Origin of the sequence: Pseudomonas sp. QD4 (assembly GCF_049199125.1) — a bacterium.
Taxonomy (GTDB): Bacteria; Pseudomonadota; Gammaproteobacteria; order Pseudomonadales; family Pseudomonadaceae; genus Aquipseudomonas.
In genome coordinates, this window is record NZ_JBLZOM010000004.1 from 414,362 (window position 1) to 438,972 (window position 24,611).

25 protein-coding genes and 1 riboswitch are annotated in these 24,611 nt (G+C 61.0%); of the genes, 10 read left to right on the forward strand and 15 right to left on the reverse strand.

The window, feature by feature from the left end; translation table 11 throughout:
• Positions 1-263: 263 nt before the first annotated feature.
• The 4 genes from ACOZJV_RS24950 to ACOZJV_RS24965 form a co-directional block, all read right to left on the reverse strand.
• Complete coding sequence (locus ACOZJV_RS24950; protein ID WP_020297596.1) at positions 264-1,628, reverse strand: DUF1329 domain-containing protein; 1,365 nt, start codon at positions 1,626-1,628, stop codon at positions 264-266.
• Between the two features lie 29 nt (positions 1,629-1,657).
• Positions 1,658-3,532 (reverse strand): DUF1302 domain-containing protein, encoded by a 1,875-nt coding sequence (locus ACOZJV_RS24955; protein ID WP_201127869.1) that lies wholly within the window; start codon positions 3,530-3,532, stop codon positions 1,658-1,660.
• A 334-nt stretch (positions 3,533-3,866) separates the two neighbouring features.
• Positions 3,867-5,549 (reverse strand): fatty acid--CoA ligase, encoded by a 1,683-nt coding sequence (locus ACOZJV_RS24960; RefSeq protein WP_421548734.1) that lies wholly within the window; start codon positions 5,547-5,549, stop codon positions 3,867-3,869.
• A gap of 168 nt (positions 5,550-5,717) precedes the next feature.
• Entirely contained in the window at positions 5,718-6,347 is a 630-nt protein-coding gene (locus ACOZJV_RS24965) for a LysE family translocator (RefSeq protein WP_421548735.1), read from the reverse strand.
• Positions 6,348-6,429: 82 nt separating this feature from the next.
• Here ACOZJV_RS24965 and ACOZJV_RS24970 point away from each other — a divergent pair, with 82 nt between their 5' ends.
• The 3 genes from ACOZJV_RS24970 to ACOZJV_RS24980 all read left to right on the forward strand — a co-directional run bounded on the left by ACOZJV_RS24970 (position 6,430) and on the right by ACOZJV_RS24980 (position 9,274).
• The gene (locus ACOZJV_RS24970) at positions 6,430-7,395 is read left to right on the forward strand and encodes a 2-hydroxyacid dehydrogenase (RefSeq protein WP_421548736.1); all 966 of its coding nucleotides are present in this window, start codon (positions 6,430-6,432) and stop codon (positions 7,393-7,395) included.
• A 33-nt stretch (positions 7,396-7,428) separates the two neighbouring features.
• Positions 7,429-8,427, forward strand: coding sequence for a methyltransferase (locus ACOZJV_RS24975; protein WP_421548737.1), 999 nt, complete (start codon positions 7,429-7,431; stop codon positions 8,425-8,427).
• A gap of 50 nt (positions 8,428-8,477) precedes the next feature.
• Positions 8,478-8,601, forward strand: a riboswitch (yybP-ykoY riboswitch).
• A gap of 88 nt (positions 8,602-8,689) precedes the next feature.
• Positions 8,690-9,274 carry a TMEM165/GDT1 family protein gene (locus tag ACOZJV_RS24980; protein WP_020297602.1) on the forward strand — a complete coding sequence of 195 codons (585 nt, stop codon included), beginning with the start codon at positions 8,690-8,692 and terminating at the stop codon, positions 9,272-9,274.
• A gap of 114 nt (positions 9,275-9,388) precedes the next feature.
• Here the strand turns inward: ACOZJV_RS24980 and ACOZJV_RS24985 are convergent, their stop codons facing one another.
• Positions 9,389-10,213: a M48 family metallopeptidase gene (locus ACOZJV_RS24985; RefSeq protein ID WP_078472419.1), complete on the reverse strand. Its 825-nt coding sequence runs from the start codon at positions 10,211-10,213 to the stop codon at positions 9,389-9,391.
• 272 nt (positions 10,214-10,485) lie between these two features.
• Here ACOZJV_RS24985 and ACOZJV_RS24990 point away from each other — a divergent pair, with 272 nt between their 5' ends.
• Positions 10,486-12,627, forward strand: coding sequence for a methyl-accepting chemotaxis protein (locus tag ACOZJV_RS24990; protein WP_421548738.1), 2,142 nt, complete (start codon positions 10,486-10,488; stop codon positions 12,625-12,627).
• 75 nt (positions 12,628-12,702) lie between these two features.
• Here the strand turns inward: ACOZJV_RS24990 and ACOZJV_RS24995 are convergent, their stop codons facing one another.
• From ACOZJV_RS24995 to ACOZJV_RS25005, 3 genes are read right to left on the reverse strand one after another with little or no spacing between them, the layout of a single operon-like run.
• Positions 12,703-13,323: an SOS response-associated peptidase gene (locus ACOZJV_RS24995; protein WP_421548739.1), complete on the reverse strand. Its 621-nt coding sequence runs from the start codon at positions 13,321-13,323 to the stop codon at positions 12,703-12,705.
• 36 nt (positions 13,324-13,359) lie between these two features.
• On the reverse strand, positions 13,360-13,620 hold the full coding sequence (locus ACOZJV_RS25000) for a putative signal transducing protein (RefSeq protein WP_020297606.1): 261 nt from the start codon (positions 13,618-13,620) through the stop codon (positions 13,360-13,362).
• Between the two features lie 12 nt (positions 13,621-13,632).
• The gene (locus tag ACOZJV_RS25005; RefSeq protein ID WP_020297607.1) at positions 13,633-13,815 is read right to left on the reverse strand and encodes a CPXCG motif-containing cysteine-rich protein; all 183 of its coding nucleotides are present in this window, start codon (positions 13,813-13,815) and stop codon (positions 13,633-13,635) included.
• 140 nt (positions 13,816-13,955) lie between these two features.
• Between ACOZJV_RS25005 and ACOZJV_RS25010 the strand changes: the two genes are divergently transcribed.
• Positions 13,956-15,122, forward strand: coding sequence for a 1-acyl-sn-glycerol-3-phosphate acyltransferase (locus ACOZJV_RS25010; RefSeq protein ID WP_078472422.1), 1,167 nt, complete (start codon positions 13,956-13,958; stop codon positions 15,120-15,122).
• A 71-nt stretch (positions 15,123-15,193) separates the two neighbouring features.
• On the opposite strand, the gene ACOZJV_RS25015 is transcribed toward ACOZJV_RS25010, so the two are convergent.
• The gene (locus ACOZJV_RS25015; RefSeq protein ID WP_078472423.1) at positions 15,194-15,481 is read right to left on the reverse strand and encodes a hypothetical protein; all 288 of its coding nucleotides are present in this window, start codon (positions 15,479-15,481) and stop codon (positions 15,194-15,196) included.
• 189 nt (positions 15,482-15,670) lie between these two features.
• Between ACOZJV_RS25015 and ACOZJV_RS25020 the strand changes: the two genes are divergently transcribed.
• Complete coding sequence (locus tag ACOZJV_RS25020; protein WP_020297610.1) at positions 15,671-15,877, forward strand: hypothetical protein; 207 nt, start codon at positions 15,671-15,673, stop codon at positions 15,875-15,877.
• 103 nt (positions 15,878-15,980) lie between these two features.
• Here ACOZJV_RS25020 and ACOZJV_RS25025 read toward each other — a convergent pair whose 3' ends face one another.
• Entirely contained in the window at positions 15,981-16,565 is a 585-nt protein-coding gene (locus ACOZJV_RS25025) for a YajG family lipoprotein (RefSeq protein ID WP_020297611.1), read from the reverse strand.
• Between the two features lie 205 nt (positions 16,566-16,770).
• On the opposite strand from ACOZJV_RS25025, the gene ACOZJV_RS25030 reads away from it, so the two are divergent.
• Both ACOZJV_RS25030 and mqo read left to right on the forward strand, forming a co-directional pair.
• Positions 16,771-17,004, forward strand: a complete 234-nt coding sequence (locus ACOZJV_RS25030; RefSeq protein WP_020297612.1) for a hypothetical protein — start codon at positions 16,771-16,773, stop codon at positions 17,002-17,004.
• A gap of 732 nt (positions 17,005-17,736) precedes the next feature.
• Complete coding sequence (gene mqo, locus ACOZJV_RS25035; RefSeq protein WP_020297614.1) at positions 17,737-19,245, forward strand: malate dehydrogenase (quinone); 1,509 nt, start codon at positions 17,737-17,739, stop codon at positions 19,243-19,245.
• A gap of 99 nt (positions 19,246-19,344) precedes the next feature.
• Here the strand turns inward: mqo and ACOZJV_RS25040 are convergent, their stop codons facing one another.
• The 4 genes from ACOZJV_RS25040 to ACOZJV_RS25055 all read right to left on the reverse strand — a co-directional run bounded on the left by ACOZJV_RS25040 (position 19,345) and on the right by ACOZJV_RS25055 (position 21,396).
• Positions 19,345-19,632, reverse strand: coding sequence for a PA4642 family protein (locus tag ACOZJV_RS25040; protein WP_020297615.1), 288 nt, complete (start codon positions 19,630-19,632; stop codon positions 19,345-19,347).
• A 63-nt stretch (positions 19,633-19,695) separates the two neighbouring features.
• A complete protein-coding gene (locus ACOZJV_RS25045) occupies positions 19,696-20,181 on the reverse strand; it encodes a hypothetical protein (protein ID WP_078472425.1) in 486 nt (161 codons plus the stop codon).
• A gap of 180 nt (positions 20,182-20,361) precedes the next feature.
• Positions 20,362-20,835: a WbuC family cupin fold metalloprotein gene (locus ACOZJV_RS25050; RefSeq protein ID WP_421548740.1), complete on the reverse strand. Its 474-nt coding sequence runs from the start codon at positions 20,833-20,835 to the stop codon at positions 20,362-20,364.
• A gap of 3 nt (positions 20,836-20,838) precedes the next feature.
• Complete coding sequence (locus ACOZJV_RS25055) at positions 20,839-21,396, reverse strand: hypoxanthine-guanine phosphoribosyltransferase (RefSeq protein WP_020297618.1); 558 nt, start codon at positions 21,394-21,396, stop codon at positions 20,839-20,841.
• A 165-nt stretch (positions 21,397-21,561) separates the two neighbouring features.
• Between ACOZJV_RS25055 and upp the strand changes: the two genes are divergently transcribed.
• Positions 21,562-22,200: a uracil phosphoribosyltransferase gene (upp, locus tag ACOZJV_RS25060; RefSeq protein ID WP_020297619.1), complete on the forward strand. Its 639-nt coding sequence runs from the start codon at positions 21,562-21,564 to the stop codon at positions 22,198-22,200.
• A gap of 2 nt (positions 22,201-22,202) precedes the next feature.
• Complete coding sequence (locus ACOZJV_RS25065) at positions 22,203-23,477, forward strand: uracil-xanthine permease family protein (protein ID WP_078472427.1); 1,275 nt, start codon at positions 22,203-22,205, stop codon at positions 23,475-23,477.
• 108 nt (positions 23,478-23,585) lie between these two features.
• Here the strand turns inward: ACOZJV_RS25065 and hemH are convergent, their stop codons facing one another.
• Complete coding sequence (gene hemH / locus ACOZJV_RS25070; protein WP_421548741.1) at positions 23,586-24,611, reverse strand: ferrochelatase; 1,026 nt, start codon at positions 24,609-24,611, stop codon at positions 23,586-23,588.

Genomic DNA, 24,611 nt, shown 5'->3' on the forward strand with positions numbered 1-24,611 from the left:
CTAGCGGTAAAAGGCCGCCTGTTGAAGATTATTGCTACAAATACATACAAAAAGACTACGAACTGAATGTCGGGATGTATCTGAAATCCATAACGACAACCACTGATTGTTCGAGAGAAATATCTTAAAAAACTGAGAATAACCCTTATTTACTTAGGGATTCGCCTTCAAGCAGAGCGCCGCCCCACGTCTTTTTTGAGCAAAAAAAACGCCCCGAACCAGTCGGGGCGTTTAACGAGGATGCGGCCTCTATTTACAGCAGATTAGCGAACACCGTCCTGACGCAATGCAGCTGGAGTGAAGTCGCTGGTGGTGGCAGTGAAACCGAAGTCATAAGCCTGTTTCTCTTCGTTCTTCATGCCCAGTGCCAGGTAGCGGCCGGACTGCAGGTCGTAGAGGGTTTCCACGGCGTACCACGGCACTTGCTTGTCGTAGTAGTTTTCGGCATGCGCCTCGGCCACACGCCACAGCTGGCCACGACCGTCGTAGTGGTCGATGACTGCGGCCTGCCAGGTGTCTTCGTCGATGTAGAAGTCACGCTTGGCGTAGATGTGACGCTGACCTTCCTTCAGGGTCGCGACCACATGCCAGACCCGGCGCAGCTCGTAACGAGTCAGGTCCTGGTTGATGTGGCCCGCCTTGATGATGTCGGTGTACTTGAGGGTCGGCGAGTCGAGCTTGTAGCTGTCGGAGGCAATGTAGAGCTCTTTCTTGCCTTCGAGTTTCCAGTCGTAGCGATCCGGTGCACCGTTGTACATGTCCAGGTTGTCGGAGGTACGCAGGCCGTCCGCCGCGGTACCCGGGCCGTCATAGGACACTTGCGGTGCGCGACGTACCCGACGCTGACCAGCGTTGTAGACCCAGGCCGAACGCGGTTCCTTCACTTGGTCGAGGGTTTCGTGCACCAGCAGCACACCACCGGCCAGACGCGCCGGAGCGGTCACTTTCTGCTTGAAGTAGAACAGGATGTTGCCCGGGTTGGCTGGATCGTAGTCCTTCATCTTGTCGCGGAATACGAACTGGTCCTGGAAGTACACCAGGCTGAACGAGCCGTTGGCCTGGGGCGTGGCCTGGGTGACCAGACGAGTTACGCTGCCACCACGATAGCGGGTGATGTGGTTCCAGATGACTTCCACGCCACTTTTCGGAATGGGGAACGGTATGGCGGTCTTGAAGTTTTCCAGGCCGTTGCCACCGCTGACCAGGTTGGTCTTGGTGGCGTTTTCCTTGATGGCGGCGAACACATCAGCCGGCACGGTTGCGCCGCGATGGGATGGGTACACCGGCATCTTGAAGGTTTCCGGGTAACGCTTGAACATCGCGTACTGCCCGGGCGCCAGCTTGTCCTTGTACTGCTCGACGTTCTGCGCGGTGATGGTGAATTGCGGCTGTTCGCTGGCATAGGGGTTGGACAGGAAACCTTTGCTGTCCACGGTACCGGCGTTGGTCGGCATCGGCTTCCAGGCCGGAATGGTACCGGCAGCGTTGCCGGCCATCTCCGCGCCCATCGGCGTCAGGGTAGTGCCCAGCTTGGCAGCTTCATCAGCCGAGACCGCGGCCATGACGCTGGTTGCCAGCAAAGACAGTCCAAGCACACCGACGTGCAACAGACTTTTGGTTATTTTCATAATTCGTTCGTCCTGAAAATACAGTGTGCTTAGAAGTTCGCGCCAACGCTGAAAGCGAGGAAGTCCCGGTCATCCACAGTGGTGTAGCGGCCACCGAAGAAGTTGGTGTAAGCCAGGCTCGCGGTGTAGGTGTTCTGGTACTCCGCATCCAGCCCCAGGCTGATCGCCTTGCGGCCTTCTTCGAAGTTGCCGCCAGGGCCTGGCGAGTAACCATCGACGTCATGGGACCAAGCGACGTTGGGCTTGAGGTTGATGCCGGCGAATACATCGGGGTATTCCCAGATGGCCCGACCGCGGTAGCCCCAGGAAGTGGCCGTGGTGAAACCTTCGTTGTTGCAATTGCGTGAGAGGTTGTCTCTCGACGTACCCGCACCAGCGCCCTGAATGGTCCCCGCGTTGAGCGTGGCGCACAAAGGACCTGCTCCAGGCCCATACACAGGGTCACGGCCATAACGCGCTTCATCGCTGCCTTCCAGGCCACCGACATGAGTCACACCTATTTCACCCACCAGGGTGAGACGGCTGGCCCCCATCACTTGGTCAAAGAAGTGGGTGAACGTGGTCTGGAATTGGGTCACTTCTTTGCGGCGATAACCATGCTGATCCTGCCCAGCGACACCTTTAAGCGGTGAGGCTCCAGACAGGCCTGGCAATGGGGTTACGCCCGAATAGAGAATATCGGTGGTGTTGAGTTGGACAGGTGCATTTGGACGGTAGCTGAGTTCGCCACTCCAGGCGGTGCCGGTTGGCAGAGTGGTGGAAAAGCTCAAGCCATACAGGCGGATATCTTCCGGGTACTCGATAAAGTACTTAGAGTTGCCGGCAATGGCCAAAGGACGTAACGACGCTGCCGCCCCCGGCAGGAATGTCACTGCATCCGCATAGACTGAAGCGGGCGCCCCTGTCGCGCTGAAGATCGGCGCACGGCTGTGGTAGTTCATGAAGTAAGCGCCAAACTCGGTGTCCAGCGGCTCGAAGTTGTAGTGCATCGCGACCCCGAACTGGCCGCTATCGCGTGCGTCACGATCGGCGGATCGCTTGACCAACACCCCTTCATCATTGATATCGAGTCCAAACCGCGCCAAGCCTGGCAAAGCGCCGGGCTGAGTAGCGAGGAAGGAGCGCTTGCTCAGCAAACGCAGGTTATCGGTACAACCATCAGCAATCACATCCGGCTGGGAAAAGAACGTCCCGCAGTTGTCGGTGACCGTCTGATCCCATTCCAACTGATAGAAAGCTTCAGCCGACAGGTTTTCGGTCAGGGTCTGGGACACGTAGAACATGTTGACCGGGATCAGGCCTTCCTTGATCTCGGCACCAGGGCGGCGGAACGCCGAGACATCGATCGGGTTGATCGAGTTGATGCCACCACCGATAAAGGTACTTTCACCCCAGCTCACCACCTGCTTGCCGAAGCGCACCGAACCTGGCTGATCGGCAATTGAATAGTTGTGATAGACAAATGCATCAAGAATTTGCCCGCCGGAAGACTTGGCGCCTTCCTTGCGGTTGTGGTCACTGATGTTCTTGAAGTCCAGATCGTCATCTTTCAGCTTGAAGTCATACCAGTACTTGCCACGAACGAACACACCCGTGTCGCCGTACTTCAACTCAAGGTCATGGATGCCTTTGAAGATCTTTGAAAAGCTGTCGCCTTTATCAAAGTTCAAATGGCCGTCATCCGACGTTTGGGATAAGCCTTTACCGCCGTTGTTAACGCCGATCAGGTCCTTGTTGCGCCCCGCCGTCGACCAACTGGCACCCAGCGAAAGGGACGAATCGAAGCTGCCTTCGATTTCACCAATATTGAAACTGACGCCGAATGCGGGTCCGGCGAGCGTAGAGGCGAGGCTGACGGCCAGAGGCAGTTTTGCCCGGCGCCAGAACTGGTTTACTGATGTCATCGACGCTACTCCATGTGCATTATTGTTATGGCAGTGAGCACTTCTAAAAACGCCCCGAACAAACAGAAGCTCGGCTCCCTAGATCGTTCAAGGTGGCAGCCCGGTATCTCGCGTGCTTGCTCCGTTCTTAAAAATCCGTGGACGGACTATATCCAGCAGGTAGTACTGCTAGATCCCTCTAAAGTGTGATTTGCACCCTCCAACCGCACTAGAACAGTCCTTTGCCATGCCAGTGGACACTGGCGGGGGCAAGGATGGCTGAAAATTCGGATTTCACAAGGCAAGCGCTTGCTTGGGGGCGTCTGGCGCGCCCTTTCGGGCGCCCAGAGGGGGATTAAAGGGTCGAGAGAAAGGTGCTGTTGCTGGCCTGCCATTCGCTGATGTCGATGCGAATACGCTTCTTGTCGAGCTTGCCAACGCTGGTCTTGGGAATTTCAGTAACAAGGGCAATCTGGCTCGGGATCGCCCACTTGCTCAGGTGCCCCAATTCCACGAATGGCTTGAGATGCTCCTTGAGCTCCTTGGCCCCGATCAGGTGGCCCTCACGGATCACCAGCAAGGCAAACGGGCGTTCGCCCCATTGCGGATCGGCGATACCCACCACTGCTACTTCACGTACCGCCACGTGCCGGCTGATCAAGTCTTCAAGGTCGAGGGAGGAGATCCATTCGCCCCCAGTCTTGATCACGTCCTTGATCCGGTCGCGAATGTCGATCACGCCCATGCTGTCCAGGGTCGCGACATCGCCGGTATGCAACCAGCCGCCCTCCCAGAGCTCGGCGCCCTTCTGCGGCTCGTTGAAATAGCCTTCGGTCAGCCATGGCGCGCGCAGTACCAGTTCGCCCTGGGACTCGCCATCGGCCGGCAGGAAGTTGCCATCGCCGTCGACAATCGCCGCTTCCACCAAGGGCCCCGGCACCCCGGCCTTGATGCGGTAGGTGGTGCGTTCGTCCTCGCTGCCCGCCATCAACTCATCATTGAGGTGAGCGCAGGCCACCAACGGACCGGTTTCGGACATGCCGTAGGCGGCCGTCAGCTGGATGCCCTTGGCCTTGGCGGCTTCGTACAGGGCGCGATTCAGCGAGCTGCCGCCGATCACGATTTTCCAGCCGTCGAAATCCGTGCCCTGGGCCGCCTTGGCATTGAGCAGCATCTGCAGGATGGTCGGCACGCAATGGGAGAACGTGACCTTTTCCTTGCGCCACAGCTCCACTAGGTACTCGGGGTCATAACGCCCGGGGTAGACCTGTTTCAGCCCGAGCATGGTGGCCACATACGGCAGGCCCCAGGCGTGCACGTGGAACATCGGGGTGATGGGCATGTACACATCGTTGGTGCCCAGCAGCCGCACGCTGTCGATGCAGCCCATGGTGGTCGCGACCCCCATGGTGTGCAGCACCAGCTGGCGGTGGGTGAAGTACACACCCTTGGGGTTACCGGTGGTACCCGTGGTGTAGAAGGTGGTGGCGACCGAGTTTTCGTCGAAGTCTTCGAACTGATACTGCGGGCTGGCCGCGGCCAGCAACTGTTCGTACTCGCCCACCAGGTTCGGCAGCTCGGCGGTTTTCTCCGGGCCATCGGTCAGCAGCAGGGTTTTCTCCACCGTGGTCAGTTGCCCGGCAATGCCCTGGTACAGGCCGACGAACTCGCTGTTGACCAGCACCACGCGGTCCACGGCATGGTTCATGGTGTAGAGAATCTGTTCTGGCGAGAGGCGCACGTTGATGGTGTGGATCACGGCGCCGATCATTGGAATGGCGAACATGCATTCCAGGTAGCGATGGCTGTCCCAATCCATCACCGCCACCGTGTCGCCGGCCTTGACCCCGGCCTGCGTCAGCACATTGGCCAGGCGCGCGACCCTCTCGGTAAGGGTCGGGTAGGTGTAGCGCAGTTGGTCGCGGTAGACGATCTCCCGGGTTTTCTCGTAGCGACTGCCGGACATCAGCAGCCGCTTGATCAGCAACGGGTATTGGTAAGCGCCTTCGGCTGGTGGAATCACGCGAGTCTGCAACATAAGAATCCCTTTTCTGACTGCCCGGTCGTAACTGAAGAATGCCCACTCTAGAGCGAGAGTGCAGCAACCAAATCAGCCAAAGGAATGATTTGCAGAACCAAGCAAATACTAGCGTTACGCCAGTATTTGCGCGGTCAGAAGGGATATTTCTCGATCTGATTCTTTGAATCAGTGCATTTCGGTGAAGGCCAGTTTTACGCCGATGGCGATCAGCACCGCGCCCATGGTCCGGTCAAACCAGTGGCCCATGCGCGCAAAACCGGCGCGCACTCGTTGCTGGCTGAACAGCATGGCCACCAGGCAGAACCAGAACGCCGTCGCCGCCGCCAGGTACACGCCGTAACCGGCCTGGATCGCCAGGGGCGTGTGCGGGTTGATCACCACGGTGAACAAGGATAGGAAGAACAGCGTCGCCTTGGGGTTCAGGCCGTTGGTTACAAAGCCGGAAGTGAAGGCCCCGCGAGCCGTGCGCTCGCCGGCTTCATGGTGCAGGTTTTCCGCGGCCGGGGCAGCCGGCTTGGCGCGCAGCGCCTTGAAGCCGATGTACAACAGGTAGGCCGCCGCCAGCCATTTCAATGCGTTGAACAGCACGATCGACTGCGACACGATCAGGCCGATCCCCAGCAGCGAATAACCCACATGCAGGAAAATCGCGGTGCCCACCCCCAGCGCCGTCCAGGTCCCGGCGCGACGGCCGTGGGTCACGCTCTCGCGGACCACCACGGCAAAGTCCGGGCCTGGGCTGGCTACGGCAAGCAGGTGGATGAGGGCAACGGTCAAGAACTCTGTCAGGTACATGGGGCTCCCGTGTTTCTAATTATTTCATCTGGTAGGCTCGGCAGATTACGCCTTCAGACCTCTAGTGCAAAAGGTACAGTTGATGACTAACCAGCGCCGCGCCGTATTTCTTGACTCCACCTCCCTCGACCTCGGCGACCTTGATCTTGGCGAACTGCGCGACAGCTTCAGCGACCTGCAGCTGTGCTCCAGCAGCGCCCCCGACCAGGTCATCGAACACTTGCAGGGCGCCCAGGTGGCCATCAGCAACAAGGTCCTGCTGGACGCCAAGACCCTCGCCGCCTGCCCTGACCTGAAACTGATCCTGATTGCCGCCACGGGCACCAATAACGTCGACCTCGCCGCGGCCCGGGCCCAGGGCATTACCGTCAGCAACTGCCAGGGTTACGGCACGCCGTCGGTGGCCCAGCACACACTGATGCTGCTGCTCAACCTGGCCACTCGCCTGGGCGATTATCAGAAAGCCGTGGGCGAAGGACGCTGGCAACAGGCCAAGCAGTTCTGCCTGCTCGATTACCCGATTGTCGAACTCGAAGGCAAAACCCTGGGCCTGCTCGGGCATGGCGAACTCGGCAGCGCCGTGGCGCGCCTGGCCGAGGCCTTTGGCATGCGCGTGCTGCTGGGCCAACTGCCCGGCCGCCCGCCCCGCGCCGACCGCCTGCCGCTGGATGAGTTGCTGCCGCAAATCGACGCCCTGACCCTGCACTGCCCGCTCAATGAGCACACCCGCCACTTCATCGGCGCCCGCGAGCTGGCCCTGCTCAAGCCCAACGCCTTTGTAGTCAACACCGCACGCGGTGGCCTGATCGACGAGCAGGCCCTGGCCGATGCCCTGCGCAGCGGCCACCTGGGCGGTGCTGCCACCGATGTGCTGAGTGTCGAGCCGCCAGTGGCTGGCAACCCGCTGCTGGCCGCCGACATTCCACGGCTGATCGTCACCCCGCATATCGCCTGGGGCAGCCGCGAGGCGCGCCAGCGCATCGTCGGCCAATTGACGGAAAATGCCCGGGGCTTTTTCAGCGGTACAGCGCTGCGGGTCGTCAGTTGATAAACTGCGCCACTTTTTTTCAAGGAGCAGGTTATGGATCCGCGCAGTGAAGTACTGCTTCGCCAGGCTGAATTGTTTCAAGGTTCGCTGCTGCTGGCGGGCCTGCCCGCCGACGACTTGCTGGGTCGGCTGCCCGATGCCCATGGCTGGTGCTGGCACGCCGGTGACCAGGCGGCGCTCGACGCTCGTTTTGCCGAACGCAGCCATTTCGGGGTGGATGCGCCGCAGCGAGGGTTCGAAAGCGCCGTGCTCTTCCTGCCCAAATCCAAGGACCTGACCGACTACCTGCTCAATGCCCTGGCCTCGCGCCTGGCTGGGCGCGAGCTGTACCTGGTGGGTGAAAAACGCAGCGGTATCGAAGGCGCGGCCAAGCAACTCAACCCCTTCGGCAAACCACGCAAGCTCGACAGCGCGCGGCATTGCCAGCTGTGGCAAGTCACCGTCGCCAATGCCCCCGAAGCGGTAACCCTGGAAAGCCTGGCCCAGGAATACGAATTGCCCCTGGCCGAAGGCCCGCTCAAGGTCATCAGCCTGCCCGGCGTATTCAGCCACGGCCGGCTGGATCGCGGCAGCGCACTGTTGCTGGAACATCTGGACAAACTGCCCAGCGGCCACCTGCTGGACTTCGGCTGTGGCGCCGGCGTCCTGGGGGCGGCGGTCAAGCGCCGCTACCCGCATAACAGCGTGACGCTGCTCGACGTCGATGCCTTCGCCTCCGCCAGCAGTCGCATGACCCTGGCTGCCAATGGCCTGGAAGCCGAGGTCCTGACCGGCGACGGAATCGACGCCGCGCCCATGGGTTTGAACGCCATCCTGAGCAACCCGCCGTTCCATGTCGGGGTTCACACTGACTATCACGCCACCGAAAACTTGCTGAAAAAAGCAGCCAAACATCTGAAAAACGGCGGCGAACTTCGGCTGGTTGCCAATAGCTTCCTGCGTTACCAACCGCTGATCGAAGAGCATCTGGGGCCATGTTCGATCAAGGCCGAAGGCCAGGGTTTTCGCATTTACCGAGCCAAGCGCGGGTAAGCGGCTTTTGCAAAAGAAGGCTTGCCGAATGGATTTTGCCTAGGCAGAATCCGCTCCGTCCTAGGGGAGTAGTCTCCCACGAGCGCCACGCTCGTCCGGCATGCGTCAACATACTTGGTCAACAGACCATGGCGCATGCGACCCAAGAGTCCGCACAGACGGACCGCAGGGTTTGACAAGACCTATGACACGAACACCTTACCCGGGGCGGGGAGGTTGTACGTGTCATAGCCGTGTCGACCCGCCCCTTAGGAAAAACCTGATGCTGGATTCTCTACTCGTTCCTACCGCAGTCGTTGCCTTGGCCGAAATCGGCGACAAGACGCAGCTGCTCGCCCTGATTCTCGCCGCGCGCTTTCGCAAACCCTGGCCGATCATCGCCGGTATCGTCGCCGCAACCCTGGCCAACCATGCGGCCGCCGGTGCGGTGGGTGCCTGGTTCGGCAGCTTCTTCTCCGACGTCACCCTGCACTGGATCCTTGCCGCCAGCTTTGCCGCCACGGCCTTGTGGACCCTGGTTCCCGACAAAATGGACGAAGACGAAGCCAGCACCGCACGCAAGTTCGGGCCGTTCCTGACCACCCTGATTGCGTTCTTCCTCGCGGAAATCGGTGACAAGACCCAGATCGCCACAGTCATGCTCGCGGCGCAGTACCCTGAACTGTGGTTGGTCATCATCGGCACCACCCTGGGCATGCTGATCGCCAACGTACCTGTGGTACTGGCCGGCAACTTCGCGGCAGACAAACTGCCCCTGACCCTGATCCGTCGCCTGGCGGCATCGGCGTTCTTCGTCCTGGCCCTGGTTGCGGTGTACAAGGCCATGCAAAGCAGCGGGTGGGTGTAAGCAAAACGGAGGGAGGCGCCTGGGGCGCCTTCATCGTCGGCGAGCCGGCCGCTGCACAATCATGCAGAGGCCGGTGTTGCCGGGGATGGCGTCACAGGACGTGACGCCAGGCCATCAGGACTTCTTGGCTTGCTGATACAACGGCATGACCTTGGGGATTGCCGCCTGCAACGAGCTGATCCGGCTAGTGGACGCCGGGTGAGTGCTGAGGAATTCCGGCGGCGCGCCTTCCGACGCCTTGCTCATCTTGTTCCACAGGCTGATCGCCGCGTTCGGGTTGTAGCCGGCACGGGCCGCCAACTCCAGGCCGATCAGGTCCGCTTCGTTTTCGTTGTCGCGGCTGTTGGGCAAGGTCATCAGCAGGTTCACGCCGTTATCACTCAGGTCCACAGCGCCTTTGGGGGCACCGGCGAGCAAGGCGATCTGCTTCAACGCCCCCACACCGTAGGCCTTGGACATGGCTTCACGGCCATGCTCGCGCAGGGCGTGGGCGATTTCATGCCCCATCACCGCGGCGATTTCATCGTCGGTCAGTTGCAGCTTGTCGATCAGGCCGGTGTAGAAAATGATCTTGCCGCCAGGACCACAGTTGGCGTTGAGCTCATCGCTCTTGATCAAGTTGACTTCCCACTTCCACGCCGCGCAATCCGGGCGGAAGGTCGGGGCCTGGGCGACCAGGCGGTCGGCAATCCTCTGCACGCGCTTGGCGGTGGCGCTGGTCTTGTCCAGCATGCCCTTGTTGCTCGCATCACCCAGCGTCTGCTGGTAGTCCTGGGCATAGGACTGGTTGACCTCATCGCTCGACAGCATACTGAACATGTACTGCTTGCGATCGACACCCACGGCGCCGCCACTGGTGGTGTTCACGGCCTGACAACCACCGAGCAGCAGGCTGGTACCCAGTGCACATGCAAGCAATGACTTCTTCGACTTCATCATGAAAACGCTCCCTGAAAACATGGCGCGTATCGTAGGGGGTGACGGGTATCGACGCTAGATGCAAATGGCATCTAAATGCGCTGTTCAAGATACATCCCGACGACCGTAGGAAATAATTCATCAAGCCGCCGCCCCAGGCCCTGCACTGACTTGCCGTATTCATTTGCGACTCGCGCCGATCGGAAACGGTCATTTGCGCAATCAACGCTAATGGCCATTGCAGAGCCTGCCGATACAGCACGGCAGACGCCATTCCTGCGACCGGAGCCCCTATGAAATTCAAGTCGATCCAGTTTTCCGTGGCCGCCCTGGCCGGCGCCATCGTCCTCAGCGTGGTTGCGGCCCTGGTGCTCTACGCACTGTTCGCCGGCGCCCGGACCCAGGACATGGTGCAAGCCCGCACCCAGGCCCAGTTCGAGCAGGTTATCGAGCAGCGCCTGAGCACACTGGCCCAGAACCAGGCCAGCCAGATCCAGCGTGAACTGGAAGCGCCATTGCTGATTGCCAGCGGCCTGGTGCGGGTCAACGCCCTGATGGGAAACCCGGGCAGCCAAGGCTCCCCCCAGTTGAGCCTGAGTCGCGAACAGCTGATCGGCCTGATCAAGGAAAACGTCGCGCAGAACCCGAAAATTCTCGGCGCCTACGTCGGTTGGGAAAAAAACGCCATCGACCAGAACGACGCCGCCTATGTCGGCTCCCAGGTGGTGGGGATCGACGCCGCCAACGGCCGCTTCCTGCCCTGGTGGTTCCGCAATGAAGACGGCAGCCTGGGCCTGGACAAACTGGCAGACGTCGACGACCAGAAGCTGCTCTCCACCGGCGTGCGCGCCAGTGAGTACTACCTGTGCTCCAAGGAAAGCAAAAAGCCCTGCGTGATCGATCCGGCACCCTATAAGGTCGGGGACAAGGTCGTGATGCTCGCCTCCTTCATTCAACCGATCATGCTCAATGGCACGTTCCAGGGCATCGTCGGCGCCGACCTCTCGGTGAACTTCATCCAGGACATGCTCCTGGCAGCGAACCACACACTCTATGACGGCGCCGGGGAAATGGCCCTGATCGGCGGCAACGGGCGGCTGGTGGCCTATACCCGGGACTCGGGCAAATTCGGCGAGCCGGTCAGCAGCATCCTGCAAGGCGACAAGTTGGCCAGGCTGAATCACCTCAAGCGCGGTGAAGTGGCCTACAGCGTCGACCAGGCCGGCAACGAAATCGAAGTCTACCTGCCCTTTGGCATTGGCCAGACCGATGCCCAATGGACCCTGATGCTGCACCTGCCCCTGGACGCGGTAATGGCCGACCTGCAAAAACTGCAGAACGATCTGGCTGCGCAACGCCAGTCCGACACGTTCGGCATGGCGATGGTTGGCCTGCTGGTGGCCAGCGTCGGCCTGCTGGTGATCTGGCTGGTCGGTCGCGGAATCGCTCGCCCGCTGAAGCAGATGGTGGCCATGCTCGACGATATCGCCCAGGGCGAAGGCGACCTGACTCGCCGCCTGAGCAGCGATCGGGTCGACGAACTGGGTTCGATCGCCAAGGGCTTCAACACCTTCCTGGCCAAGTTGCAGGCGATGATCACCCAGGTGGTGAGCTCGGTGCAGAGTGTCAGTGACTCCTCGGAGCACACCGCCGATATCGCCATCCGCACCAATCAGGGCGTGCATAAACAGATGGTCGAAATCGACCAGGTGGCCACCGCGGTGCACGAAATGACCGCCACCGCCCAGGACGTGGCGCGCAATGCGACCCAGGCCGCACAAGCCGCGACCCACGCCGACCAGGCCGCCAGTCAGGGCATGCAGATCGTGCGCGAGACCTCGACTTCGATCGGCTCCCTGGCCGTTGAAATCGGCAAGGCGGTCGGCGTGGTACAGACCCTGGCCAAGGACAGCGAAAACATCAATGCGATCCTGATCGCCATTCGCGGCATCGCCGAGCAGACCAACCTGCTGGCCCTCAACGCCGCCATCGAAGCGGCGCGTGCCGGCGAGCAAGGACGGGGGTTTGCGGTGGTGGCTGACGAAGTGCGCAACCTGGCCCAGAAGACCCAGCAGGCCACGGAAGAAATCCAGTCGATGATCCAGCAGTTGCAGCAAGGCACGCGCGACGTGGTGCGGGTCATGGAAGACAGCCAGACCAAGACCGACCAGAGCGTGCAACACGCGGCCAAGGCCGCCGAAGCGCTGGAGACCATCACTCAAGCGGTGTCGGTGATCAACGACATGAACACCCAGATCGCCAGCGCCGCCGAGGAACAGAGCGCCGTGGCCGAGGACATCAACCGCAACGTGATCAATATCGGCCAGGTGGCCAATGAAGTGGCCGGCGGTGCCGACGAATCAAGCGCAGCCAGTGCGGGCCTGACCAAACTGGCCGAACAGCAGCGGCGCCTGATCAACCAGTTCAAGGTTTGACAAGACCCTGCGCCAGCCTCCGCTACTGCGGCTTGCTCGCGCAGGATAGGCCGGCGCTCCGGGGCGCCAGCCGGTTCAACCCGGCGTCAGGCACTCGGGGGCATTGAGTTTCGGGTCATTCACCAGATTGGCCAGTACCCGTTCGCGCAACGCCGCCGGAGGACTGGCGAGCAAGGCATGCAGGACCGGCAACGGTGTTTGCGGATCCAGCCAAGCAGCCTGGCCCTCGGCATCGAGAATCAGCGGTCGGCGCTGGTTCGACGCGGCCTGGGTCACCACCGCGGTACTCAGCCAGACCTGCTCCTGCACCGGGTAGGCTTCCCAGATCGCGGCAAAAAACAGCGCTGAGCCCTCCCCCGGGGTCAGCCAATACGGGCGCTTGCGCGCACCACCCCGCCATTCATAGAACCCATTGGCCGGCAGCAGGCAGCGCCGCTGACGAAATGCCTCGCGAAACATCGGTTGCTCGGCCAGGGTTTCAGCCCGGGCGTGGGCCGGGGTGCGCGACAGGTCGGTCAACCAGGGCGGGGTCAGGCCCCAGCGAGCCCGCGCCAGGGTGCGCTGCTCAGCTTCGGCGCGCATGATCAGCACCGAGTCGTTGGGCGAAATATTCCACTGCGCCTGCTGATCCGCCGGAAACCCGGGCAAGGCCGCAAACGCGGGGTTCCAGCGAAACAGGGCATAACGTCCACACATGAGGGCAATACAACTCTCGACAAATAGGCGGCCAGCCTAACAGACCAGCACGCCGGCAAAGTTTTCCGGCTCTTCAAAGGGCATCGGCAGGGCCGCATTGTACGCAGCGATCAGCTCCCGTGCGTATTGCGCCTGATCGTTTGGCACCGTCAGCCCAAGCAATCCGAACACCGGCAACTCGCCGGCGCCACCCAGCAGGTCGCGCCCCGCCAGATGCGCCTCGACCCCTTCGCTGGCCAGCATGCTCTGCAGCAACTCGCCCTCCATCAGGTTTTCCGGTTCGTAGATGCGCTGCATACGGCCACCCCATCATTCGTTTTCACTGTGAACATCGAGCATCCATTCCTGACCGTCGGTTTGTAGCCTGAATACAATGGGCCGGCAGCACACCGGGCAGTCTTCGATATAGGTTTGATCGCCGCCGGACAAATCCAGCACGGCCTCGGCTTCTTCGCCGCAATAGGGACAGGAGTAGTGCTCGGTTTCCAGCATCGCGGTCTCCAGAGTGACTTGTGCGTATAATCGCCGGTCTATTCGCAGGGCTATTTTTGTTTGAGCTTACTTTTCAGACCGTGCCCGGCCGTTTTTCGATCCAAACCTTTTCTTACCCTAGCCGTTTCCAACAAGAGAGCATGATGGGCGAATTCGATGCCATCCGACCTTACGACGACAGCGAAGTCCCAGCGGTGCTGGCTCGACTGCTCGGCGACAAGGCGTTTCTAGATATCCTCACCCACTTCCGCTTCCCGCGCTTTGCCGGCGCCTTCGGCTGGCTGCTCAAACCTCTTATAGCTCATCGACTGCGGCGCGAGTTCGCCGGCGTGACTTCGGTAGCCACCCTGCAGGACAAGGTCGAGTACTACGTCGACCACACCATCGAGCGCGCGACCGACGGCGTGACCTATACCGGCGTCGAACAATTCAAGTCCGGCAGCGCCTATCTGTTTATCGCCAACCACCGCGACATCGTGATGGACCCGGCCTTCGTCAACTACGCCGTGTATCACGCCGGCCTGCCGACCCCGCGCATCGCAATTGGCGACAACCTGCTGCAAAAGCCGTTTGTCAGCGACCTGATGCGCCTGAACAAGAGCTTTATCGTGCACCGCTCGATTACCGGGCGTCGGGAAAAAATGGCCGCCTACCAATTGCTGTCGGCCTACATCAACCACTCGATCCGCAATGATTGCGCTTCGATCTGGATCGCCCAGGCCGAAGGCCGCGCCAAGGACGGTGATGATCGCACCGAGTCGGCGATCCTCAAGATGTTCCACATGAGCCGCAAGGATGAGCCGTTCGGCGAAGTCATCCAGTCGCTGAACCTGACCCCGGTCTCGATCAGCTACGAATACGACCCCTGCGACCAGGCCAAGGCCCGTGAACTGTTTATCCGCGCCACCACGGGCACCTACACCAAGGTGCCGGGCGAGGACGATGTGAGCATCGCCAAGGGCATCACCGGCTACAAGGGCCGGGTCCACGTCAACTTCGCCGCCCCTATCAGCGAACTGTTCGAAGACACCAAGCAATTGGCGGTGGAGATGGACCGGCAGATTCTCGGCGGATATCGCCTGTTCCCGGTGCATTACCTGGCGTATGCCCAGTGGAGTGATGCCGACCCGCAGTTGCAGGTGCCCGCGGCCAAGGACGTGTTCCCTGCCCAGGAGCTGGCCAAGGCCGAGGAGGAATGGCAACGGCGCCTGGAAGCCTGCCCCGTGGACCATCGGCCATACCTGGTGCTGCAATACGCGACCCCGGTACGCAACCAGTACCGAGTCAAGGCCGGGCTGGCGCTGTAACCCAAGCTCGCAAAACCACAACGGCGCCCCAGGGCGCCGTTGTTGTGTCTGTCACCCTCAGTGTTCGCGGGTCAAAACCGTGTGCTGATCCAGGACACCAGCAGTGCCAGGGCCAGGCAGGCAAAACCGAAACGGTAGAAGAAGCGGTTCATGCGCAAGGTGGCCACATCCAACAACAGCAAGGGCTGATCGATGCTGCGGCTGGCGCTTTGTGCTTCCAGGCTGGCCAATGCGCGCTGTTCACGACGGCGCGTGGCGTGCAGGACCCAGCTGCCCGGGCAGGCAAACAGCAGCGCGAGCAGGTTGAGCAGTTTGGCGGGGTGAGCGTTGAACAACGACCAGATCACATGCAGCGACATCGGGAACCTCGAGTGAACCCGGCCTCAGCGCCGGGCGATGGTCTAGCGGCGCGAATTCTACCCAAAGCGCCGGTAATCGCCTGCTATTTCCGACAAAAAACGAAATTTGCGCCGATTAATTTACCCGGTCATCTGTTCGTCATCTAAACAGGCCAGTCTGTTGCACCTCGATACACCACGGAGAACATCATGCTGCACGCAGAAAACCAGGATCGTCTTTATCTGATCGCCCAGAGTGATGAGCAGCAGACGCTGGTCGGCAGCCTGGCGTTCAACGTGCAGGACCGGCACTGGCTGGTGTATTGCGCCCTGGGTGGGCATCAGCACGCCGACCTTCCGGAAACCGACTTGCTGACCGGGGTCAGCGTGCTGGATTTCTACGTCGAGGCGGCGTGATCTCGGGCCTGGATAAACCTCAGGCATAAAAAAGCCCGGCTTCATCACTGAAGACCGGGCTTTTTTTGTGCCGCGCGGGCCTGAGCCAGCGCTGGGGCGCAGGTTACTCGCCGAGGATCTGACCCACGGTCGGGTCCTTGAACAGGCGGGTCAGGGCATCGCTCAACACGTCGCTGACCAGCTTGGTGTTGGTTTCCTGGTTCGGCGCCATGCCGAAACGCTGGTCCAGGGAAGCGCCGTAGCGGCCGCTGTAGCGACGGTTGGCATTTTGCACATCAGAGCGGAAGGTCGCGCCGATGGTGGCTTCGGTGACATACAGGCCTTCCTTGGGCGACTGATACTTCAGTTCGGCCAGGGTTACGGTCAACTGCGGCGCGTTGTAGGCATTGCTGGTCGGGGTGAACCCCAGGAGACGCACGGCCGCTTCGGCCTGGGCCTGCAGCTTGGGCAGGATCTGCGCGCCCTGCACAGTGATCGCGCTGGTTTCCGGATACAGACCACCACGGGTGCCCAGGGTTGGCGAAGGCCGACCGTCGACCACCCGCACCACCACCGGCTGGCCATGCCCTACGGGCGCCAGTTGAGTCGTGAGTTTCGGTTCCGGGCTGAGTTGTTGCGGGCTGTGGGCGCAGCCAGCCAGGGTCAAGCTGGTCACAGTGATCAAACCGAACAACAAACGTTGCAACATGCTCATCTCTCCAGAAATCAGGCACAAACAGGGGCGCAGTATAGCGGTGCTCGGCAACGGCTAACCAGCTTCAGAACAGGTTTAGTCAAGGCTCAGACAGGTCCGGTACATGTCGGTTCACGTAATATTTCCGACATAAGCGTCACATCGAGCTGTAACGCTTAACCGGCATCCTTACTCGCAATTGCCCAACAGGTATTTCGCCATGCATTTTCTCTGGTCCTTGTTCGCACCGCGCCAGAAACACCGCAGCTTTGCCCTGCTCGATCAACAGGGTCGCTGCCAGGCCTTCAAGCATTGCAGCCTGCCGCCGACCGGCGATGGCTGGGTGGAAATCGACGAAATCCGCCTCAACTGGCTGCATCAGCCCCTGCCTGCCAGCGCCCGTGTCAGCCCGCGCATTGCCCGGCCACGGGGGCAACAGGTACTGGCCACCTGACCAAAAGGCTAATAAAAGTCATTTAACAGGATCATTTCTGCGCGTTTCTTCGTTACAATCTCCCCCCGATTATAAGGACGTCTCCTGATCGGGCCTCGCAGCACCGCTGATGCGCTTGTATTGGCACCCCGCACCGCCCACAGAGAGCCGCCCACACAGATCGAGTGAAGCTGGCGCTTGCTGTTCCTCCTGCAAACCCCACTTTTCGCGAATCTGCCAGAGCTATCCTTGCTCGGACACTGAGTTGTATGCCCGTTGTGCCTGTCATGCATCCATGCTGGCACCAGCGTTCGGGCCCGGTGCCAGGCTGAGGTAGCCCTTTTTTGAGGTTCACGTCTTCAAAAGAGCGTGAAAAAAACGGGTTTTCACAACTTCACAAGAGTGTGGCGAGCAAATGAATAGTTTTGCGTCAGTACAAGCACCATTAGCGTCTACAACACCCCGACTACACAGGACCGAGCCTTCCTCATATAGCTGCGCTTGAAGCCTGTCCGCTACGGATTTGGTTGCACGAACGGACGTCTTGACCATAAGTCGAATTGCCTGGGATACCCGAAGATGCGTTCATACGCAGCTTGAGGCCCGAATGGCAGCGTCCGCAGAAGTTGCAAAAAATTGCGAAGATTCGGACATGGCGATCCTGGCCATGGGTACCTGGGGCAGAACTGAACGCCCCATCACTCCTGGCAGCTATGCCGTCAATTTGGTGCTGCAGATTTTGGAGACGCGTTAATGGCGCATAACGAAGCAGTAGACGTCGTATTGGTTGGGGCCGGCATCATGAGTGCCACCCTCGCAGTACTGCTCAAAGAACTCGACCCCGCGATCAAGCTGGAAGTCGTCGAGTTGATGGATTCGGGGGCCGCGGAGAGTTCCAACCCGTGGAACAACGCCGGTACCGGCCACGCCGGCCTCTGTGAGCTGAACTACACGCCTCAGGCCGCCGATGGCTCTGTCGACATCAAGAAAGCGGTGCACATCAACACCCAGTTCGAGGTGTCGAAGCAGTTCTGGTCCTACCTGACCAAGAAAGGCACCTTCGGCTCGTCCAAGTCCTTTATCAGCCCGGTACCGCACCTGAGCTTCGTGCAGGGCGACAAAGGCGTTTCCTTCCTCAAGAAGCGTTTTGAAGTGCTGAGCCAGCACCACGCCTTCGCGGACATGGAATACACCGAAGACAAGGCCAAGATGGCCGAGTGGATGCCGCTGATGATGCCCGGCCGCCCGGCGGACGAAACCATTGCCGCGACCCGCGTGCTGAACGGTACCGACGTCAACTTCGGCGCCCTCACCAATCAGTTGCTCAAGCACCTGACCAGCGCACCCGATGCCCAGGTCAAGTACTGCAAGCGTGTCACCGGTCTCAAGCGCAACGGCGCCGGCTGGACCGTCAGCATCAAGGACGTGAACAACGGCAACAGCCGTGAAGTCGATGCCAAATTCGTTTTCCTCGGCGCGGGTGGCGCGGCACTGCCGTTGCTGCAGGCTTCGGGCATCGAGGAAAGCAAAGGCTTCGGCGGCTTCCCGGTCAGCGGCCAGTGGCTGCGTTGCGACAACCCGGAAGTGGTCAAGCAGCACCAGGCCAAGGTCTACAGCCAGGCTGCCGTGGGTTCGCCACCGATGTCCGTGCCGCACCTGGACACCCGTGTGGTCGATGGCAAGAAGTCCCTGCTGTTCGGGCCTTATGCCGGTTTCACCACCAAGTTCCTCAAGCACGGTTCGTTCCTCGACCTGCCGCTGTCGGTTCGCGCCGGCAATATCGGCCCGATGCTGGCCGTGGCCCGCGACAACATGGACCTGACCAAGTACCTGGTCAGCGAAGTCATGCAGTCGATGGAGCAGCGCCTGGAATCCCTGCGCCGCTTCTACCCTGAAGCCAAGGCCGAAGACTGGCGCCTGGAAGTGGCCGGTCAACGGGTGCAGATCATCAAGAAAGATCCGAAGAAAGGCGGCGTCCTGCAGTTCGGCACCGAACTGGTCGCGGCCAAGGACGGCTCTCTGGCCGCTCTGCTGGGGGCTTCCCCGGGCGCTTCGGTGACGGTGTCGATCATGCTCGACCTGATCGAGCGCTGCTTCCCGAGCAAGGCCAGCGGCGAGTGGGCCGAAAAGCTCAAGGAAATCTTCCCGGCGCGGGAAAAGACCCTGGAAACCGACGCTGCGCTGTATCGCAAGATCAACAGCGAAAACAACGTCAGCCTCGAGTTGGTCGAGCAAAGCAACCAGGCCGAAAGCTACGCTTGATGCCTGCTGCATACAAAACGCCCCGTTCTCGTTGAGAGCGGGGCGTTTTTTTTGGCCTTGGATCAGGGTCGGTAGAAGCCAATGCCTCTACCCTTTCCTTCAGCCGCGAGCTTTTTCGATCAGCTCGATGTAATCGGCGCCATTGCGCTGGTCGGCGATCAGGCTCACGAAGTCCTGGCCGTGCTCGTCCTTGCCGTCCAGGTCGTAACCGGCTTCGAGGAAGAACGTCAGGAAACGTTCGAAGTCATCGATGCGCAGGCCGCGGTAGGCCTTGATCAGCTTGTGCAGGGAGGGTGAAGTGGCGTCGACCGGCTCGAAATCGAGGAACAGTTTGATCTGCTCATCGCCGATCTCGTCACCAATCAATTGCTTCTTATCTTTACGCATTGCCGACTCCAGCTCGCAGACATTTCACGGGGCGGGCAGTTTACCCCCAGGCGGCGTCGGGTCTCAACGCGGGCGTGTGGCTCCGGTGTGCAAGTCCGCCCAGATATGGCCGTTGGCATAGCTCAGGAATTGGCAATACACCGTGTCGTTGCGCAACAGATCCATCACCACCCGGTATTGGGCCAGGGGGTAATACAGGGTCAGGGTCTTGCTCTGGGGGTCGTAGATCGGCTTTTTCAGGCTTTTGCTTTCGCCGTCGAAATTCACCAGCACCTGGCTGATGGTCGCGCCCTTGTTCAGCGGCTTGCCCTTGAGGCGCACCAGCAAGGGCGAAGTCACGGGGATCGGCTGCTGATTGGATTGGCGCTGACTGCCGACCACCACCGAGTATTCGGTGACCTGCAACAGCTGCTGTTGCTCAGGGACGGAATCGCGCAGGGTCAGGTCATCGGGTGGCAGAAACTGCGCATGCATCGGCGCCGGGGCTGCCGCCAGAGGCAGGCTCAGGGTCAAAAGAAGGGCCGCGCTACTGCGAATCAACAGGCTCATGACAGGCTCCAGGCAAGGGCCGACCACTCTAGCACGCCTTTTCACCCCCACGCTGGAGTCGCTGCCGCAGGCTGCGCTGGCCGCACCTGACGCCGTGAGCCATCAGGAAAACAAGGGGCGCCTGGACAGGCCCAGCGCAGCCTCGCCAAGCTCGGCAGCGGCCACAGATGTGGGCGGGAATCAATCGAACTGGGCGCGCATCCAGGCATGGTATTGGGCCACTGCGGGCTCGCCTTCGCGGGGTGCCCAACTGGCCATCTCGCCCTCGCCCACCGGACGGTAGGGACCGGATTTGCACTCGAACATCAGGCTGTCAGCCTCCAGCACCACCAGGCCATGGAACACCCCGGCGGGCAGGTCGACACCGACACACTCACCACCGGCCTGCAGCACGCGCTTGGCCAGGACCTGGCCCGCCTCGTCGAACACCAGCAGCCCCAGACGCCCCTTGAGCACCAGCAGGGTTTCTGCCTTGTCGGCGCTCACATGACGATGGGGCGCAATGTAGGTCGCCGGTTGCAGGCCGACCGCCATGCGGTGACACGGCTCTTGCATCTGATGGAAGTTATGGTGCTGCCGCCCCCGGGGGCTGGCCGCTGCCTTCTCGGCCAATTCGGCGAACAGCGATTGGTCGAGAAAGCTCGGCTGGTTCATGACTTACATGCCTTTGACGGCGAAGATGCCTGCGGCGTTGCGCCAGTAGCCTTTGTAATCCATGCCGTAACCGAAGATGTAACGGTCGATGCATGGCAAGCCGACGTAATCGGCCTTGAGGTCCGGGCGTGCCTTGCGGTCGTGGTCCTTGTCGATCAGCACGGCGGTGTGCACAGCGCGCGCGCCGGCATGCTTGCAGAAGTCGATGATGGCGCCCAGGGTGTGACCTTCGTCGAGGATGTCGTCGATGATCAGCACGTCACGGTCGATAAAGGACACTTCCGGCTTGGATTTCCAGAACAGCTCGCCACCGCTGGTTTCATTGCGATAGCGGGTGGCGTGCAGGTAGGAAGCTTCCAGCGGGAACTTCAGGTGAGTCAGCAGCTTGCCGGAGAAAATCAGGCCGCCGTTCATCACGCAGAACACCACAGGATTGCGCTCAGCCAATTCTTCATTGATGCGTGCACCGACCCGGGCGATGGCCGCCTCGACTTCAGCTTCGGTGTACAGGCAGTCGGCCTCTCGCATGATTTGACGGATATGCTCGAGATCAGCGGACATGGCGCTCTCCAAGGGGGTGGCGGTTTCGGAAAAGCGGGCAAAGGTACGCATCCCGCCGGGCCAGATCAAGCCTTTCTGGACTAACGTACTGTATGTCTATAGGACAACACCCTCGGATAGATTAATCTAGGCCGGTTTTTTTGCCCGCCGCCGGAGCCTTTCCCTATGCCCATCCGTGAGATCCGCCATCCGCTGATCCGACACAAACTTGGCCTTATGCGCCGCGCAGACATTAGCACCAAAAACTTTCGCGAGCTTGCTCAGGAAGTCGGTGCCCTGCTGACGTACGAAGCCACCAAAGACCTGCCCCTGGAAACCTACGATATCGAAGGCTGGTGCGGCACTGTCCAGGTCGAAAAAATTGCCGGCAAGAAGATCACCGTGGTGCCGATCCTGCGCGCCGGCATCGGCATGCTCGAAGGCGTGCTGAGCCTGATCCCGGGAGCCAAGGTCAGCGCCGTCGGCGTGGCCCGCAATGAAGAAACCCTGCAGGCCCACACCTACCTGGAAAAACTGGTTCCGGAGATCAACGAACGCCTGGCCATGATCATCGACCCGATGCTCGCCACCGGCAGCTCGATGGTCGCCACCATCGAACTGCTGAAAAAGGCCGGCTGCCGGGATATCCGCGCCATGGTCCTGGTGGCCGCGCCCGAAGGCATCGCCGCCGTGGAGAAAGCACACCCGGACGTGACCATCTACACCGCCTCGATCGACGAGAAACTCAATGAACACGGCTACATCATCCCTGGCCTGGGTGATGCCGGCGACAAGATCTTCGGTACCAAGCAGAAGGATTCCTGATCATGCAGGATGAGTTCAACGATCCGCTCTGGCGCCAGGTGCTGTCGGGCGCGCAGATGCTCTTCGTGGCCTTTGGCGCGTTGGTGTTGATGCCGCTGATTACCGGTCTCGACCCCAACGTGGCGCTGTTCACGGCGGGTCTCGGGACTCTGTTGTTTCAGGTCGTGACCCGGCGCCAGGTGCCGGTGTTCCTGGCGTCGAGCTTTGCCTTCATCACCCCGATCATTCTCGCCAAGCAGCAGTTCGGCCTGGCCGCGACCATGGGCGGCGTGATGGCCGCGGGCTTCGTCTACACCTTTCTGGGGTTGGCGGTGAAGGTCAAGGGCACCGGTTTCATTGACCGCCTGCTGCCGCCGGTGGTGATCGGGCCGGTGATCATTTCCATCGGTCTGGCCATGGCGCCGATCGCCGCCAACATGGCGATGGGCAAGGGTGGGGATGGCGCCGAGCTGATCCACTACCAGACCGCGATGCTGATCTCGATGCCAGCGCTGCTGACCACCCTGATCGTCGCCGTATTCGGCAAAGGGATTTTCCGCCTGGTGCCGATCATCTCCGGGGTGCTGGTGGGTTTTGCCATGTCGTTCTACTTCGGCGTGGTCGACACCGCGAAAATCGCCGCCGCGCCCTGGCTGGCCCTGCCCCACTTCACCGCGCCGGAGTTCAACTGGCAGGCGATCCTGTTTATCGTCCCGGTGGCGCTGGCCCCGGCCATCGAGCACATCGGCGGGGTAATTGCCGTCGGCAGCGTGACCGGTCGCGACTATCTGAAAAAACCCGGCCTGCACCGCACCCTGTTCGGTGACGGCATTGCCACCACCGCTGCCGGCCTGTTTGGCGGCCCGCCCAACACCACCTACGCCGAAGTCACTGGCGCGGTGATGCTGACCAAGAACTACAACCCGAAGATCATGACCTGGGCGGCGATTTTCGCCATCAGCCTGGCGTTTATCGGCAAGTTCGGCGCGTTGCTGCAAAGCATTCCGGTCCCAGTAATGGGCGGGATTCTGTGCCTGCTGTTCGGTTCGATTGCCGCGGTCGGCATGAACACCCTGATCCGCCACAAGATCGACCTGGGGGAAGCGCGCAATCTGGTGATTGTCTCGGTGACCCTGGTGTTCGGGATTGGCGGCGTGCTGGTGGGAACCGGCACCGGGCCGGATGACTTCGGACTCAAGGGGATTGCGCTGTGCGCCGTAGTGGCGATTGCGCTGAACCTGATCCTGCCGGGCAATGACAGCTGGAAGCACAAGAAAGGCGATGAACCGCTGATCTGATGGCTGCGGCCATTGGCGCGTACTTATAGCGGCTGCTGGCTGTGCTGGGCCTTTTATCCCGGAGGGGATTTGAGGGCCAGCGCAGCTCGGCAGCGGCTACAGGTCGACTTAGAGCGCCAGAGGGGCGCGCTCGCAGAGCGTGTTCAGAGCCTTGGCCCATTGCGGGTTGTCATTGAGGCATGGCACCAGCACCAATTCCTCGCCCCCCGCTTCGCGGAACTGTTCCAGGCCGCGATCGCCGATTTCTTCCAGGGTCTCGATGCAGTCGGCAACGAATGCCGGGCACATCACCAGGATTTTCTTTGCCCCCTGCTTGGCCAACTCATCGAGGCGCGCCTCGGTGTAGGGTTCTATCCATTTGGCGCGCCCCAGGCGCGACTGGAACGACACCGACCAGGTACCCGCCGCCAGACCCAGGCGCTCGGCGAACAGCTCGGCGGTCCGCAGGCATTGCGCGCGATAACAGGTGGCCAGGACTTGCGGCGAGGCATTCTTGCAGCAGTCGGCATTCTTGAAACAATGCTGGCCGGTGGGGTCGAGCTTGGTCAGGTGACGTTCGGGCAAACCGTGGAAGCTGAGCAGCAGGTGATCGTGTTCCTGCTCCAGGTACGGCTTGGCACTGGTCACCAGAGCGTCGAGGTATTCGGGCTGATCGTAGAACGGCTGCAGTATCGAGAGCTGCACATCCAGCTTCCTGTCGCGGATCACCCGCCGCGCCTCTTCGATCACCGTGGTCACGGTGCTGTCGGCGAACTGTGGATACAGCGGCGCCAGGGTGATCTTTTTCTGCCCCTGGGCCACCAGGCGCACCAAGGTCGACTCAATCGACGGCTCGCCGTAGCGCATGGCCAACTCAACCGGGCCCTGGGTCCATTGCGCCGTCATCGCCTGCTGCAGGCGGCGGCTGAGCACCACCAGCGGCGAGCCGTCTTCCCACCAGATCGAAGCGTAGGCATGGGCCGACTGCTCCGGGCGCTTGATCAGGATCAGCGACACCAGCAAGCGTCGCACCGGCCACGGCAGGTCGATCACGTACGGGTCCATCAGGAATTGATTGAGGTAGCTGCGCACATCCGCCACCGAGGTGGAAGCCGGCGAACCCAGGTTGACCAGGAGCAACGCGTGATCGGTCAT